The sequence below is a fragment of the Bradyrhizobium sp. 76 genome, assembly GCF_023073025.1.
Taxonomy (GTDB): domain Bacteria; phylum Pseudomonadota; class Alphaproteobacteria; order Rhizobiales; family Xanthobacteraceae; genus Bradyrhizobium.
Genome location: NZ_JADPIS010000065.1, coordinates 25,819 through 41,101 on the forward strand (window position 1 = coordinate 25,819; position 15,283 = coordinate 41,101).

Below are 15,283 nucleotides of genomic sequence, written 5' to 3' on the forward strand. Positions count from 1 at the left end.
GCTCGCCGCCCAGAAGGGGCGCCGCGCTGGAAAATCAATTGAAATGGCTAGAGACTACGGTGGCCAACAAGAGTAAGGCCGCCTTAGTTGCATAACATCATGTTCAAGCAGGCCGCCATTGCTCTGTGCCGCCGTACGATTAGGATTTCACGGCCGGGAAGATAGGGCGCACAGATAGATGGCGGCGCCAATGCGATGCAGCGAAGCGCTCCTGCGCCTTACCGACATCGAGAGGGTCTTCGGTACCCTCAAACTAACGCCGGCCAAGCCGATCGAATTTCAAATTCGGGTGGGCCATGTAGTAGAGGCGTCATTGCTGGGTTTCCTCGCGCGCTCGGTCGATCATAGCGGGTCAAGGAATTTGAGCGCGCAAAGCTGCTTCGCCAGCGGGCGTGATCCGATAGCAGGCGCTCGCGTTCCCTCGTACAATCCACCCTTTCGCGATCATCTTCAGAATACTGCTGTGCCCCGTCGGGCTTAATTTTCCGAGCGCTAGCTCCTGTCCATTCCGTAATTTCAGGAGCGCATTGCGCTCAACATAATCTCAATGTATGAAACTAGACCGCCTGAGCTGGGATTGGGCTGATGCCTGATCATAGGCGTTTGTGAAGACGGATGACGCGCCAAAAACCAGCTGCCCCCATTACTGCTCTCGTAAATCAACCGGCCGCTCATCTCGAGATAATCGCTGTAGTGCCTGTACGTTCCACCTTCAGGGTTTTTGGACACAATGACTGTATGAAACCCCGCTCCGGCACGCTCTTTGAACAGCTCTGCCTCTTCGACATATCCGCGCAGCTTATGGACCGTGCTGCCAAAGCAGAGGCAAGCTTGCTGCGGAAATTTCGCCTCGACTTTCCCTGGTCGATCATTAGGCTCGTAGCAGATCGGTTCTCGGATCTAGGCCTCCCTTTGTGCGATCAGCTCGGCTATTCGTTTGTCGTCCTTCGCGCTGATCGCTTCGCGAAACCCGCTCCTAGGCGCACGGGCGCGAGACGCCGCGCCCGTCGCCAGCTGCCCTCTGCGCCCAGCGGTCGCCGCTCGTCAGCGTTTCGGGGGTGGGCCGCTCTTGTTGCCTGGCAGACCCTTAACATTGCTTGGATCCTGCTGTTGCACCGTGGAGTCACCTGCTGAGCCGACGGTGCCCTGACCGGGCGGCGGACCGCTCTTCCCGCCGGGTGCACCGCTGATGCCCGCGCCGGAGTTCTGCGCGCTAGTTGCCGTTGACGCTCCACCTGTAGCCGGTTGGCCGGGCGGGTGAGCTGCCGCACCAGGAGACTCCTGGCTTCCGACATTGCCCGAGGCGCCAGAGTTATGGGTCTTAATGCCCTTATCGGCTTCGTTCTGCAGGTTCTGGTTGGGTGTCGCTTGCTGGGCCAGGGCAGGGCCTACTGTTAGGGCAGAGGCCACGAGGACGGCTGCTGTCAGTTTCTTCACGAGCTTCCTCCTTGTTATTGCCCCCACCGCCACAACGCGCGGTTAGCCTGACATTTCCGGCGAACGCCAAATAAGCCGTGCTCCCGCCGCGCGGTGCCGTTCGAAAGTATCCAAGAGCCAAAGACAACGCTTTATCACACCGCGTTCCCGAGCCCTTCGAGAGGTGTTCTCACAAACACAACCTAAAAAGGCATCTGCGGTTGTGCTGGACCGCATGCGTGTATTCGCCGGTGGAACACCAAAGTCTGTCCGAGAGTTAGGAGACTCGTGAACTGAGGAAGATAGACTGCCGATGTCAGCCCTGACGGGGCTTTTTGTGAGTTGCGTAGAGTGGCGAAGCGTACCAAGGCACCCCCGATGCCGGGTTTTATCAGCCCACAGTTGGCGACCCTGAAGATGAGGGCTCCTTCAGGCGGTCAGTGGATTCACGAGATCAAATACGACGGCTACCGTATCCAGATCCATATTGACGGCGACGACCGCATGGCATTGAAGTGCTCCCCAAAACTAGGCCAGCTGATGCTGGAATTTTCCGGGGTTTTGAAGTGCTCCCCAAAACTAGGCCAGCTGATGCTGGAATTTTCCGGGGTTTAGCTCATGCCGGCGGGGGCGCCGATGAGCCATTCAACAGCGATATCGGCGCCTTGTTGCCGATCGCGCTATGGGGCCGGACTTCGTTGTAGTCTCTACGCCAATCCTCCATTTTCTGCCGGGCGTCGTCAAGGCTCAGGAACCAGTGCATGTTCAGGCATTCGGTTCTGAACTTGCCGTTGAAGGATTCGATGAAGCTATTGTCCGTCGGCTTGCCGGGACGTGAGAAGTCGAGCACAACGCCTCTTTGATAAGCCCAGATGTCGAGATCGCGGGAGATGAACTCCGATCCCTGATCCACACGAATGCTCTTCGGGTAACCGACGGTTTTGCAGATGCGCTCCAGAGTCAGCACAACGTCCTCGCCTCGATAGCTGAACCGCGGTCGACCGCCGGCGAGAAGCGGCTGAAGATGTCGACAATCGTCAGCACGCGGAGTTTGCGGCCGGTGGCCAGCTGGTCGTGAACGAAGTCCATGGCCCAGGTCTCGTTGATCTGTTTGGCATCGGTTCGATCTTCTCGCAGCTTGGCCTTGACGCGGCGCTTGGGCGTTTTGTTGCGTAATTGCAGGCTCAATTCCCGGTACAGGCGATAGACCCGTTTGACGTTAACGGCCCAGCCCTCCCGTTGCAGCAGTACATGAATGCGCCGATAGCCGTATCTCACCCGCGTCGCGCAGATGTCCTTGATCCGGTGTTTGAGAGCAGCCTGGTCGCCGCGCTTCGACTTGTAGACGTAAAGAGCGCGATCAACCCGAAGCGTGGAGCAGGCCCGCCTGACTGACACGTTCCAGTCACTTCGCACCTTGTCGACAAGCTCGCGCTTGCGGCCAGGCCTCAGAGCTTTTTTGAGAGCACATCCTGAAGCATGGCCTTGTCCAACGACAGGTCGGCGACAATCCGCTTCAGCTTCGCGTTCTCTTCCTCAAGCTGACGCAGCCGCTTCATCTCCGAGGGCATCAAGCCTGCATACTTCTTCCGCCAGTTGTAGAAGGTTGCCTCGCTGATCCCGGCCTTGCGGCAGACCTCGGCCACCGCCGAGCCGTCTTCAGCCTGCTTCAGCACGAATGCAATCTGCGCCTCTGAAAACTTCGATGCCTTCATGGAATTCCCCTCTCCCCATCAGGGGATCATAAGTGGAAAATTCCAGTTCAAACTGGCCTAATTTGGCGGGGGCACGTCAGCATTCACGAGGAACGGGCACAACTGGGTCAACCGGTTCGCCGACATTGCCGGTGCCCTCAACATCCCAGGTCAAGCAATCGTGGACGGTGAGGTCGTCGTCATCCACGAGGAACGCACCAACTTTTCTGAGCTGCAAGCGGACCTCGGGAGAGGGGACCAAGACCGCTTGCTGTACTTCGCTTTTGATCTCTTATGGTTTGATGGTCAGGACCTTCGCAAAATCTCCCAGCTTGCCCGTAAGGAGCTTCTCAAAGAGCTGATCGAGGGCAACAAGCTGAAGCAGCCTATTCTCTCTATAGCGAGCACCATGAGGGGGACGGGCAGGCGCTGTTGGAGGCGGCAAGTAGGCTGAACTACGAGGGTATCGTCTCAAAGCAGGTGGACGCGCCCTACAGGTCCGACCGGGTTGAGGCCCGGCAAAAAATCAAAACTGTTCAGCGGGAGAAATTTCCGGTCGTCGGTTTCATCAAGGATCCGACCGGCGCGCCCTCTACCTGGGCAACAGGAAGGCAAAGAGCTTCGATATATGGGCAAGGTCGGGATAGGTTGGAGCCGGAGACCTCCGAAAGATAAGGGAACTCGACACGGTAGTGAGCCCGAAGCAAAAGCTCACCAAGCCTATCAGGAAGCGAAAGGCGACATGGGTTGAGCCGAAGTTCTACGCCGATGTGGAGTACCGGGACATCACATCCGAAGGGTTGCTGCGGGCGAGTTCCTTCAAAGGATTAGGGACGTCGAAACGTCGCAAAGGTTGAGTCTATGTCTTCGGCCCGCGAGCTGGCTTCTTCCTCAGCAACGGCCGCATGATCTCGGTTGCCGTAAAGCTGGTCTCAAAGCCTTTCGGCAGTACAGGGAGTACGTTCGATCCCGCGTTGTTGCAAACGGGGCAGGGCTCTCCGGCTCCGCCAAAGCCGCACGCTGTCGCCCGTCCCAGGGACGATCAGGGTGGTTCTCGCAAACCCAACAAGTGCCGTCACAGCGAGCGCTTGTCACTTGCCATCGTCAATGCTTGGTGGGCTCTTCCTCGGTCTCTTGGCCGTGCAGATGGTCCATGACCTCGCCCAAGTCGCGCATGTCCACCATCTTGCCGCAGATGGGGCACCGACTGAAATGATCTCGCTCGGCTTCCGGCTGCCAGCCGATTGGCTTTCACAGTTTCAGCCATGCGCCGCAACCTTAAGCCGAAGGCTGAGTTGCACGCCGACTGGCGCGCCAATCAGGAGCAAGTAATGGGGTCGACTTCAACAGCCGCGACAGATCTGTGTCTTCCTCTTGATTTGTTGATTTTCCTCATCTCGCGCTGCGGAGTTTTCGAGCGTCCAGGATGGAGAGGACGAATCGGCAGCGGAAGCAGTTGAGGGAATGGATCCGGTCGTCGTTGGATGAACTGCTTTCGGGCGTGCGCGATGCTTGGATGGTTGCACGATGACGTGCGGATCTTGGCCGAGACCGTCCCATGCTGGGTGTCTAGGTAAAAATTGCGCAGCCGTGCTGCCGGCATAGGCCAAGAGCGTAAGTGCCGTAGCAATCCTGATCATGAGAGTTCTGTCCGCAAGCAGGTTGGCAAGGACCTCAAGTCGCATAACAACCGGCGCGAATTGTGGCTGAATGGACCATCTCGCGGCGCTCGTTCCGTTGCAGCGGCGCCTTCAACGGAAGCGGTGGACACCGCAGCGAGCGCCGGCAAGTTCAGGGATGCCGTAGAAGTAGCACCTGACACCGAGGAACCACGGCCGGCGCCGAGAGTCGTCCCTGCGCTTGATCCCCCTGCCAAGCAATCTCCCCCAGTGAGTCAGCGCTGCACCGCGCTGGGGCCTTCATTGCCCGCCGGTTGACGAAAACAGCATGGGCTAAAGATGATGTGGTTCTACGCTTTCGCCGTCGATATCTACAGCACGGTTCAAGCTCAGTACACGCTCGCCGCAAAAGACCCGGAGGCAGCCAGGCGTGAAGCCGAGCGCCACCTCCAGCAACACGAGTTAATCGAGGTGTGGAGTGAGGATCGGCGCAGGAGTCGCCCGGCTGGTCAGAAGGGTGAGTTCAGCACCGAGCTTTCGTTATGAGACGCACGCGACAACGGCCAGAACCACGTCCGCGCCAAGCTCACCCGAACACATCGCAAGAATGAATGCGGCACCGACAACAAGCGCAATTGCTTTAAGCGTGATCATTTTGGAATCCACCTCAATGAGCGGACGTTGGACCCCGACTATTTCGGGAGTGCTTCGCGCAAGGCGACAAACGGTTTCTTTCACCAAGGCATTATCTGGAGGCCGAGGGAGGCACGACAAAGGCCGCAGCAGGGGGATACCGCTGCGGCCCGCGCTAGGTCAAAAATCCCGGGTCAAAAGGTCTAAGTAAAATATGGGGCAAGCCCCGGTGAGTGATCGTACCGTGGCATTTCCCCTTGCAGTATGATCTATGTCACAATCGGCAAGCAGGCTTAAAGTGCATCAAAGGTGTGGGAGGGCCCGCCGGGGCTGGCTGAGTTGGCAGGCCCTCAACCACAAGCACAAGGCCGCGTATGTCCCCCACGGCCCCGTCCCACGCACAACCTGGCAGATTTTCGCTTACGACTCGCAAAGATCGCGCCCGTTCGCACCACTAAAGAAAACGGTCGATATGCAGGAACATCGATTGCGCCTTGGAGTCGTTCTGATTCCTGGTGTCCCTCCGGCCCGCTGAGCCAGGCGCGCAAGTGAGGCCTCAGCTCCCCCCCGCTGGGGCCTCCTCTTTGTCCGCCGGTTCATGGGCTAAGATGACGCGGTTCTACGCTTTCGCCGTCGATATCTACGCACGGTTCAAGCTCACTACACGCTCGCGGCAGAAGAGCCGGAGGCAGCCAAGCGAGAAGCCGAGCGCCACCTGCAGCAACGCCAGGCAATCGAAGTCTGGAGTGAAGATCGGCGCAGGACCGCCGGCTGGTCAAAGGCGAGGGTGAGCGGCCTCTGTTCTAATCCGCGATATGCTCCGACTGACTAGCCTCTGGCCGCATATCAAACATTTTCGGGCGGACTGGGCGGCGGGAGCCCGTAATCCTTTGCTCGCTTTGCCGCGAGCTTCCGATAGGCCGTAGCCTGTTGCAGAAGCTGTTCTTTGAACGTGGAGTTCGGTTGCCGCTCGCCAATTGTTCGAGCTGGACGGCCCGTTCGAGATATTCCGTTAGCAATTTCACTGAAGCGCCCTTCAACGTCCGGTACGGATAAATCCCCGTGTTTTACCGCCTGAGAACAAAGTTCCCAGATTGTGGGGCATTTGCATTGAACTTTCGGCATGGACGGTCATCATATATAAATGGATCGTGAGCGGGAAAAAGTGGCACTTCAGGCGCGGCTGGATCTCTGCCGCGAGTTGCTTGCAGAGTTCCCTGGCGGGCTTACTGCCCAGCACATCCGTTTGCTTGAGGCCTCCTTCGTGAACAACCTGCGAGCCCTGGAGCAGTCCACTGGAGAGGATGCGGCACGGCGACTGATGCAAGACTTCGCCGACGACCAGCGAGCTATAGCCGAAAAGCTGCGACGCAAAATGAACTAGGGAACTCTTCACCCGACTCTTCGCATGCTGCGACATGCAGAAGACACTTAAGCAGAATGAGGATTGGACCGCGAACCGAAGCTGAGCAGCTGATCCGGCCGGCAAAAAAGAGGGTAACCGCCACGAGCGTAGCTCGGTTGCTAGGTCGTCGGGTCGGATCGGTGCCCTCGACGTCCTCCTCTACAAGGAATAGGCCCGCCGCTGCCGTCGGAACGGGGTCTGACCGCCAGCGTTAAATCGGTATGTCAAAGCAAGCCGCTATTGCTCTGTGGTCTCTGGGCGCTGCCTGCGTCATTGCATTTGGTATGGCTGCGCTAGTTTCTCCTCACTAGTCTGCCTGAGAGGCCGCTCAGTGGGCGGCCTTTTCTCGTTCATTTCTGTAGCCGTGCGGACATCAAGCAGCGCGGCGGCCGCAGGAGCAGCCATTTAGACGTTCCTGCGACCTTCACCGTCGAAGCTCCGGCGCTCTAATCCGCAATTGGATCGGGTGCCGGGAGCATGGGGCTGGAGAGCGAGCCATGCCATGTTCCCCCTATAGCGACAATGCGTACAAAAGCGGACTCCGGTAGTTTTACCGACTCCAATATCCATCAGCTAGCGATGTGCAGATGCTCCGTCTTGGTTCCAACTCCCCGCGACTAGCCCGAGTCAATTTGGGAATTGCCAGCATTGCGACGGCCGCTTGCACGGAGAAATCCGTCGTGCCATCTGCGGCGGGCACCACGATCTCGCCGTCTATGATCGCGGCACTGCTTTGACGTGCCAGGCATCGGCAGCGACCTTCCGGAAACGATTAGTCCAATCGTGGCCGCGGCGCGTGAAGACCTTCACCGCTTCGTTGGCGAGGTGGACCTGGACACGATAGCCGTCGAACTTATTTCATGGATCCATAGCTCGCCCGAGGGAACACGCTCGATCGAGGTGGCGAGCGCTGGCGCAATGAACCCGGGGGGCCTTGATCCCCGGCGCTTCCGGCTTTTTTCGCTGGAAGGCCATCGCTTCAACCAGGCGAAGGGTGAATTGCTGCAGGTCCTGAGGGGCAACATGTTAGCGTAAACGCGTCTCTAGGTCCGGATGGCGGCTCCCTATCGGAAAACATCAGAGAACTCCTGCGGACTCCACCCGTGCGCTTTTGGCCGGGCTAGGTATCCAACAGCGGGAGCGGCAAACTGCTCTCAACAAGCTCGCCAGATTCAGGAAAGAGGCATCCGCAGAGATCACCCGCTTGATAGCCTTCCTGGACGCCTCAGACCTACGTCATGACCGAGCTCGAGGACGACATATCGGCCGACCTGGAGGACGAAGACCCTGCTGAGGATGACTACCCGGCAGAGAACGACCTCGAAGAGGAGCCGTCCCTTGGCAGCCTCGGTATGGGGGAATGGTCAGATCAAACGAAGTGGGCCGCGGGCAATCGAACCGACCTTGAGGACGCGGCATCGGCGATATGGAAGGCCTGCTCGAGCAGGTTGGCTCGCAAAGCTGGCAATTGGATGGGTATGTCTGATGCGACTGATCCGAACACTATGGGCACTCCAGCGGCTCAGGTGGGCTCGCTCGCGCTCAGGCTCCAAGCTGCGATCTAAGTCCGGTCGCTAAAACTCCAAGTCCAAACTTCCGCCGGCTCCCCAGGGTGGACGGGTTTCTTGTTAGATTAGCCGTCTTTGCAAGGAATGCCGAAGCTGTCGCAAGTGAGTGCGAATGACTCTTTTGCCTTAGCATCTTCAAAGCAAAAGCGCGTTCCGACCTCGGCACGATCAATCCACCAATCGGCTTTGGCTCCCCTTGCGATGCGGGACGCTTCACCGCGCAGCAAGTCCAATTGTCGGCCCGCGGCAACAACGATCAAACAATTTTCCTTAGGCATAATGCTGTCCATTATGGGCAATCAAAACGACCGGCACGAAGGCCGCAGTGGGGGGCCGCTGGGGCCTTATTGTCAAAACATTCGGTAAAAACGATCTAAGTGAAATATGCAGCCAGCCCCGTCAGCAGAAACATACAGCACCTGTGCCAACGCACAACGTCATTTAGATCACACTTTGAAATCGCATTTTACGCGCGTGAGAGAAGGTCCGCCCGGTCTGGCTGCTGGCGGGCCTTTACCTCTAAGCAAGGCGGCGTATGTCCACCACGGCCCGTCCCGGGAGGCACTCTGACACATCGCCCATTAACTTAGGTTAAGAATCAATCCAGTCGGTGGGGCTTTGACGCCAGCGTTCTAACCGGGTCTGCCACGGCAATTGCATGAGGCTAGGAACAACAGCGGTGCGCTAGGAACAACAGCGGTGCGAGAGAGTCGTCCCAGCGCTTGGTCCCCCGGCCAAGCAATCTCCCCAAGTGAGGCCTCGGCGCTTGCCCGCGCTGGGGCCTTCTTTTGGGCCAGCCGGTTCACGCTGGCAGTCTTTCCGCTCTGGCGACACTCACATACCGAGCAACCGTTGCGCGTGACGCAGCACAGATACGGTACTGCTGGTGTAGTGGCCATAATTCCAATGCTGGTCCGCTGCATAGGCGGCGGCAGCGACCAGAAAAATAACCAACCCGATCTTGCTCATCGTTGGCCCTAGTAGGTCGTTTCGGACCTGCGCATCTCCTGCAATCGAGTCCGGCAGTACTCCCGTTATTGGCGCGGCTCGAGGCACGCGCACCCGTAAAGGCCGCTTCGGTTGACGGGCCCTCTCAGTTCACGCTGGCGGGCCTTCTCGTTATAAGAGGCAAGCTACAATAGCGAGAACAACGTCAGGGCCCAGCTCACTCGAATACGCCACGAAGATAAACCCGGCACCGACGACAAGCGCTATTGCTTTGAGCGTGATCATTTTGAAATCCCCTCGTTAATAAGCAGACGTTAAACCCGGACCATTTCAGGAGTGCTTCGCGCAAGGCGACAAACGGTTTCGTTAGCAAGGCGTTATCTGGAGTCCGCGGGAGGCACGACAAAGGCCGCAGCAGGGGGATACTGCTACGGCCCGCGCTAGGTCAAAAAATTCCGGGTCAAAAAGATCTAAAAAATATGGAGCCAGCTTCGGTGAGTGATCGTACCGCAGCATTTCCCGCGTGCAATATAATCTATGTCACAATGGGCAAGCAGGCTTAATGTGCATCAAAGGTGTGGGAGGGCCCGCCGGGGCTGGCTGAGTTGGCAGGCCCTCGACCACAAGCACAAGGCCGCGTACGTCCCCCATGGCCCCGTCCCGATGTCAATCCTAAGCCAGCAGACTTAATAATCGGTGTGGCCCGCCGGTTCTCGTTGGCGGGCCTATCGTTCTCAGTAGGCGCTGCTCGAAGATTTGCACTCGTAGCCCAATGTCACGGGATTTTGTCCGCACTTCATTTCAGATGTCGAGCGGCTGCTGCTCCCGAACAAATTGACCTGGGATTCGTGCGAGCACTTCAAGTCGCCGTTGATGTCTGTCTTGCAGCCGCCGGAGCTTGTATAGGCAGGCGTTCGCTCAGCAGCATTCGCGGTTTTTGATGGCGGCGGCGCGTTAGCAACGATCATGAAGAGCGAGGCGATCACGCCACAGACCGCCACCATGCGATTGGGTATCATAAGAAAGCGCAGCGGATAGATCACCGAGATTGCACAAACCAGAAAAAGCAGTACCCCGAAAACAACCATGATTTCCTCCAATGGCTGCATCCTGTCTCTCACAAAAATTGCAAAGGCTGCTTCAAACAACCTCTAAAATTTGAGGCGATTGTCCGTTTAGTAGCCGGTCCACGGTGGCAGGCTTTCAAACCGAGTTGCGGCTCCGCCTTTGATCACGATGAAACCATCGGCCATCATCGTGGGATGTGTCGGAGTGTGAGCAGTTCGAATCCTGCCATGCCCGGGGAACACGAGGCCCGGCTCGCATACGAACTCCTCCTGCAGGCGAGCCAGACCAAGTGCGACGTGGTGCGCATGGGACGCCAGCACGTTCGCAAGGGGCTGATGACGATGCGTAGGCAAAAGACCGGCGTACCTTTCAACTTCGAAGTCACGCCGAGGCTGCAGGAAGCGATCGACGCTAGGCCATCGAGTAACGGCTCACGTTTCTGATCACCGGGGAGGGCAATCCATTCACCGCGGCTGGCTTTGGCAACTGGTTCCGGGATATGTGCCGGAAAGCCAAGCTGCCGGCGCGCTGCACCTCTGCAGTATCGTTTGCAACCTCCCGGATCGGTCTGCTTACTTCTATTCCGTCGTGAAGGTAGGCCGGGGCTAAGTCTGCCATTCTGGCGGACAGCAAGCTCGAGGCAGAACCAGGGCTGGCTAGCTTTCCGGGTGCGCAAAATGCCGTATTCTAGCAATATTTCATCATTCTAGCATCATTTCATCGACCCCATGGATCTGAAGGGGTAACGTTTTGATCATCAGAGAGGGAAAGAAATTGTTCCCAGACCAGGAGCATGGAATTCGCAAGGCAGGCTGACGCCGAGGCGGAGGCTGCTCGCACGTTAGTTCAAATGGCGCAAGACACTTCGGAGTTAGAGCATAGACAGGATATTGCCCTCGAAGTCCGACCGGCTACGAGAGCAATCTTCCAAGTTGCACACTCGTCTTTGACACATCACGCCATGGCGGGGCGACGTGCATGGAAGCTCCACGAGCGGCCCAGACAGCGATGCATCTTCGCGCTTGGCGACCAAAGATCCACTTCGGTTGCGGGAATGTCATATGCAAGGAAGAGCGTTCGTGGAGTGAGAGTGAAGAGATCGCTGCAAAGGGACGAGATGCGAAGCCTTACTCCGCCGCGAGCTTCACGTCCGGTGCAGCGGCGCGGACCTCGGCGTCGACCTGGGCTTCGAACTTGGCAAAGTTCTTCTGGAACATGCCGACCAGCGCGCGGGCGGTCTTGTCGAACTCGTCCTTGTCCTTCCAGGTGTTGACCGGGTTGAGGATCTCGCTCGGCACGCCCGGCAGCGCGGTCGGGACCGCGAAGCCGAAATATTTGTCGGTACGGAATTCGACGTTGCGAAGCGAGCCGTCGAGCGCCGCGGTGAGCAGCGCGCGCGTTACCTTGATCGGCATGCGCGAGCCGGTGCCGTACTTGCCGCCGGTCCACCCCGTGTTGACCAGCCAGCAATCGACATTGTGCTGGGCGATCAGATCGCGCAGCATGTTGCCGTAGACGGATGGATCGAGCGGCAGGAAGGGTGAGCCGAAGCAGGTCGAGAATTCCGGCTGCGGTTCGTTGCCAAGACCGCGCTCGGTGCCCGCGACCTTGGCGGTGTAGCCCGACAGGAAGTGATACATCGCCTGCGCCGGCGAGAGCTTGGCGATCGGCGGCAGCACGCCGAAGGCGTCGGCGGCGAGCATCACCATGTTCTTCGGCTGCGACGCGCGGCCGGTGCGCGAGGCGTTCGGGATGAATTCGAGCGGATAGGCCGAGCGCGTGTTCTCGGTCTTGGAGCCGTCGTCGAAGTCGACCACGCGGGTGTCTTCGTCGAGCACGCAATTCTCGAGCACGGCGCCGAAGCGCGTCGAGGCGGCGTAGATCTCGGGCTCGGCTTCCTGCGACAGCTTGATGCACTTGGCGTAGCAGCCGCCTTCGAAATTGAAGATGCCGTTCGGGCCCCAGCCGTGCTCGTCATCGCCGATCAGCGTTCGGTTCGGATCGGCTGACAGCGTGGTCTTGCCAGTGCCGGACAGGCCGAAGAAGATCGCGGCATCACCCTTGGCGCCGACATTGGCCGAGCAATGCATCGGCATCACGCCACGCTCTGGCAGATAGTAGTTCAGCGTGGTGAAGACCGACTTCTTCATCTCGCCGGCATAATAAGAGCCGCCGATCAGCACGATCTTGCGGGCGAAATCGATCGCGACGACGTTCTCCGACTTGCAGCCATGGCGCTTGGGATCAGCGCGGAAGCTCGGCATGTCGATGATGGTGAGCTCGGGCACGAACGCCGAGAGCTCGATCGCCTCGGGACGTATCAGCAGCGTGCGGATGAACAGCGAGTGCCATGCGAGCTCGGTGAAGACGCGGGTCTTGATGCGATAAGCCGGATCGGCGCCGCCATAGAGGTCCTGCGCGAACAGCGCCTTGCCTTCGGCGTGCTTGAGGAAGTCCTGGTAGAGTGTCTCGAACTGCTCTGCGGTGATCGACTGGTTGCCGGCCCACCACATTTTCTTGTCAGTGGTGGCGTCACGCACCGTGAACTTGTCCTTGGGGCTACGGCCGGTGAAATCGCCGGTGTCGGCGCAGAGCGCGCCATCGGCCGACAGCACCGCCTCTCCCGCGGAGAGCGAGTATTGATAGAGTTGCGGCGCACCGAGGTTCCAGTGAACCTGCTTGAGATTCTTTAAGCCGAATTTGTTGGCGCCGAAGGCACCGTTGCGCACGCCAAGATTCTTCATCAGGTACACACTCGCAATCAACGCCTCAAAAAAAGAACAAAACAAAGGTACGACGGCAAAAATCATGCCAGTCTAGTGGACAACTCCCGCTGCAACCAAATGCTGAAACAGTTACGGAAAGTTGCACGACAATAGAAACATCCTAGCACAGCCGACAAATCGCTCAAGAGGCCGATCTGAGAGCCGAAACAGGAAGGTATCGTGACTGCGACTGCCACGTCGCCACGATGGTGCCGCTCCGCAGGGCATATGCAAAAGCCGCAGGCTGGAATGCTCTGAGCATCCCGAACGCTTCGTGCACTCACTTTGTACTTTGAAAAACTTACATTTCACAAGGGCATCCTGCTGTGTTCAGTTCAGCGTCTAAATTCTGTCAAGACTCATAGTTCTAATATGCTTGCGTACTTGCGAATGCGAGGTCCAGATTGCCTTCCCCATGCAGCTAACTCTCTTGCACTTATGCCAATAGTGGATTCACGCGACCTAAATGTTTCTGCCGACGAAGAGGACGGCCAACAGAAGCTTCCGCGGTCAGTTCATGGACGTCGGCGCCTATTTGCTGTCATCTGGGCGATAGCCGTAACCGTAGCATCTCTTGCTTGGCTATTTCTAATTGCGGCTGCAACGTGGGCGGTGGCTAGCAAACTTCTGTTCTAGATCCAGTGCGAGCAGTCGAATTTGCGGCATTCGCTTTCGAACAGATTGTGGCCTCCGTTGCAAAGGCCTAGATCTTTCCGTTCTTGCCGGGATATCGAACGGGAGAGCGTGCCCTGGCGTGCTGTAGCTGGCGCGTCACCGTTCTCGCCGGCGAGAGCCGGGCTGATCAGCGGGGGATAGCCGGAAGGCTAACGATCGGAGCATTGTTCGATGGCGCGATGGATTCCAAGTTATCGTCGACCGAGTGATTGAAACGCCCTGCACTTAGGCTTCCTGGAGCACCGCGGTGAGCGCCTTCTCGGCCACGTCGCGCGGCTTCAGGAAGCCGGGGAAGTAAGAGCCCTTGGGCCGCTTGGGAATGCGCAGCTCGACTGCGCCGGCGCGGGTCTCCTAGATCCGCTCCCAACAGCCCTTGCGCTGGGTCAGGCGTTCGGCAGTTATCTCGCCGTAAGCCGCCCCGGTTTGGCCTCCCACTTCCGGCTCCATCAGAAGCTGAGCGGCAAAGCCGATCATCTCGCGCAGCAGATCGGCGTCGGTCAAGATGCTCAAGAAGATCATCGCCAGGCTCGCGACCGAAAGCTGCTGCCAATCAGGCCGGCGACGTTCTGGAAACGGGTTCGACTTTTCACTCTCCGGTTTTGCGCCGTCGATGTGATCGCGGACGGCCTCGGCCGCTTCCTCGCATCGAACCGGAAGCACCACGGCGACTGAACCGGTGGCCGGCGATACATCCGTGTTGCCCGGGAAGGCTGCGGTTCGCTCGCTTTTCGCCTTCAGGGACCTTGTCACGGCACGCGAACGGTGGTTATCCGTTCTCTGATTTCCTTTAGCAGGAACCAAGGCATAAGGCATGGCTGAGCGGATCGCTCTCATCACCGGTGTGACCGGCCAGGACGGCGCCTATCTCGCCGAATATCTGCTGTCGCTCGGCTATGTCGTGCACGGCATCAAGCGGCGCTCCTCCTCGTTCAACACCGCGCGGGTCGATCATCTCTACCAGGACCCGCATGTCGGCAACGTCCCGTTTTTGATGCACTACGGCGACATGACGGATTCGACCAATCTGATCCGTCTGGTACAGCAGATCCGACCGACCGAAATCTACAATCTCGCTGCCCAAAGCCACGTCGCCGTCAGCTTCGAAAGCTCAGAATACACCGCCAATGCCGACGGCATCGGCGTCCTGCGCCTGCTGGAAGCGATCCGCATCCTCGGCATGGAGAAGGAGACGCGGTTCTACCAAGCCTCAACCTCGGAGCTCTACGGTCTCGTCCAGGAGATCCCGCAGAAGGAGACGACGCCGTTCTATCCGCGCTCGCCTTACGGCGTGGCAAAGCTTTACGGCTACTGGATCACGGTGAACTACCGTGAGGCCTACGGCATGTTCGCGAGTAACGGCATCCTGTTCAACCACGAAAGCCCGATCCGCGGCGAAACCTTCGTCACCCGCAAGATCACGCGCGCTGTCGCCCGCATCGAGGTCGGGCTGGAGGAGACGCTCTATCTTGGCAATCTCTCGGCCAGGCGCGAC

11 protein-coding genes and 4 pseudogenes are annotated in these 15,283 nt (G+C 58.5%); 6 read left to right on the forward strand and 9 right to left on the reverse strand.

Annotated elements, in window-relative coordinates:
* Window positions 1-1,044: 1,044 nt before the first annotated feature.
* A pseudogene (locus tag IVB48_RS15725) lies at window positions 1,045-1,227 on the reverse strand (hypothetical protein); the annotation flags it as partial.
* Between the two features lie 540 nt (window positions 1,228-1,767).
* Here IVB48_RS15725 and IVB48_RS15730 point away from each other — a divergent pair.
* Window positions 1,768-2,031 carry a hypothetical protein gene (locus IVB48_RS15730; RefSeq protein ID WP_247400701.1) on the forward strand — a complete coding sequence of 88 codons (264 nt, stop codon included), beginning with the start codon at window positions 1,768-1,770 and terminating at the stop codon, window positions 2,029-2,031.
* A gap of 1 nt (window position 2,032) precedes the next feature.
* Here IVB48_RS15730 and IVB48_RS15735 read toward each other — a convergent pair.
* Window positions 2,033-3,131 (reverse strand): annotated as a pseudogene (locus IVB48_RS15735) (IS3 family transposase).
* A 124-nt stretch (window positions 3,132-3,255) separates the two neighbouring features.
* On the opposite strand from IVB48_RS15735, the gene IVB48_RS15740 reads away from it, so the two are divergent.
* The 3 genes from IVB48_RS15740 to IVB48_RS15750 all read left to right on the forward strand — a co-directional run bounded on the left by IVB48_RS15740 (window position 3,256) and on the right by IVB48_RS15750 (window position 5,275).
* The gene (locus tag IVB48_RS15740) at window positions 3,256-3,564 is read left to right on the forward strand and encodes a hypothetical protein (protein WP_247400720.1); all 309 of its coding nucleotides are present in this window, start codon (window positions 3,256-3,258) and stop codon (window positions 3,562-3,564) included.
* 238 nt (window positions 3,565-3,802) lie between these two features.
* On the forward strand, window positions 3,803-3,967 hold the full coding sequence (locus IVB48_RS15745; RefSeq protein ID WP_247400704.1) for a hypothetical protein: 165 nt from the start codon (window positions 3,803-3,805) through the stop codon (window positions 3,965-3,967).
* Window positions 3,968-5,068: 1,101 nt separating this feature from the next.
* The gene (locus tag IVB48_RS15750; protein WP_247400706.1) at window positions 5,069-5,275 is read left to right on the forward strand and encodes a hypothetical protein; all 207 of its coding nucleotides are present in this window, start codon (window positions 5,069-5,071) and stop codon (window positions 5,273-5,275) included.
* Between the two features lie 1,123 nt (window positions 5,276-6,398).
* Here the strand turns inward: IVB48_RS15750 and IVB48_RS15755 are convergent.
* Window positions 6,399-6,758, reverse strand: coding sequence for a hypothetical protein (locus tag IVB48_RS15755; RefSeq protein WP_247400708.1), 360 nt, complete (start codon window positions 6,756-6,758; stop codon window positions 6,399-6,401).
* A gap of 673 nt (window positions 6,759-7,431) precedes the next feature.
* A pseudogene (locus IVB48_RS15760) lies at window positions 7,432-7,742 on the reverse strand (DNA ligase); the annotation flags it as partial.
* Window positions 7,743-8,005: 263 nt separating this feature from the next.
* Between IVB48_RS15760 and IVB48_RS15765 the strand changes: the two are divergent.
* On the forward strand, window positions 8,006-8,332 hold the full coding sequence (locus IVB48_RS15765) for a hypothetical protein (RefSeq protein WP_247400710.1): 327 nt from the start codon (window positions 8,006-8,008) through the stop codon (window positions 8,330-8,332).
* A gap of 68 nt (window positions 8,333-8,400) precedes the next feature.
* Here the strand turns inward: IVB48_RS15765 and IVB48_RS15770 are convergent, their stop codons facing one another.
* The 5 genes and pseudogenes from IVB48_RS15770 to IVB48_RS15785 all read right to left on the reverse strand — a co-directional run.
* On the reverse strand, window positions 8,401-8,613 hold the full coding sequence (locus IVB48_RS15770) for a hypothetical protein (protein ID WP_247400722.1): 213 nt from the start codon (window positions 8,611-8,613) through the stop codon (window positions 8,401-8,403).
* A 556-nt stretch (window positions 8,614-9,169) separates the two neighbouring features.
* The gene (locus IVB48_RS41175) at window positions 9,170-9,304 is read right to left on the reverse strand and encodes a hypothetical protein (protein ID WP_256468894.1); all 135 of its coding nucleotides are present in this window, start codon (window positions 9,302-9,304) and stop codon (window positions 9,170-9,172) included.
* Between the two features lie 713 nt (window positions 9,305-10,017).
* Window positions 10,018-10,383, reverse strand: a complete 366-nt coding sequence (locus IVB48_RS15775) for a hypothetical protein (protein ID WP_247400712.1) — start codon at window positions 10,381-10,383, stop codon at window positions 10,018-10,020.
* Window positions 10,384-11,478: 1,095 nt separating this feature from the next.
* The gene (locus IVB48_RS15780) at window positions 11,479-13,095 is read right to left on the reverse strand and encodes a phosphoenolpyruvate carboxykinase (RefSeq protein WP_247400714.1); all 1,617 of its coding nucleotides are present in this window, start codon (window positions 13,093-13,095) and stop codon (window positions 11,479-11,481) included.
* A 924-nt stretch (window positions 13,096-14,019) separates the two neighbouring features.
* A pseudogene (locus tag IVB48_RS15785) lies at window positions 14,020-14,310 on the reverse strand (transposase); the annotation flags it as partial.
* A 292-nt stretch (window positions 14,311-14,602) separates the two neighbouring features.
* On the opposite strand from IVB48_RS15785, the gene IVB48_RS15790 reads away from it, so the two are divergent.
* Window positions 14,603-15,283, forward strand: a 681-nt coding sequence (locus IVB48_RS15790) for a GDP-mannose 4,6-dehydratase (RefSeq protein ID WP_247400716.1), incomplete at its 3' end; no start/stop codon positions are given.

Coding starts and splice junctions, on each gene's coding strand:
- IVB48_RS15750 (WP_247400706.1), top strand. CDS start 5,069: ATGATGTGGTTCTACGCTTTCGCCGTCGATATCTACAGCACGGTTCAA.
- IVB48_RS15765 (WP_247400710.1), top strand. CDS start 8,006: ATGACCGAGCTCGAGGACGACATATCGGCCGACCTGGAGGACGAAGAC.
- IVB48_RS15770 (WP_247400722.1), bottom strand. CDS start 8,613: ATGCCTAAGGAAAATTGTTTGATCGTTGTTGCCGCGGGCCGACAATTG.
- IVB48_RS41175 (WP_256468894.1), bottom strand. CDS start 9,304: ATGAGCAAGATCGGGTTGGTTATTTTTCTGGTCGCTGCCGCCGCCTAT.
- IVB48_RS15780 (WP_247400714.1), bottom strand. CDS start 13,095: ATGAAGAATCTTGGCGTGCGCAACGGTGCCTTCGGCGCCAACAAATTC.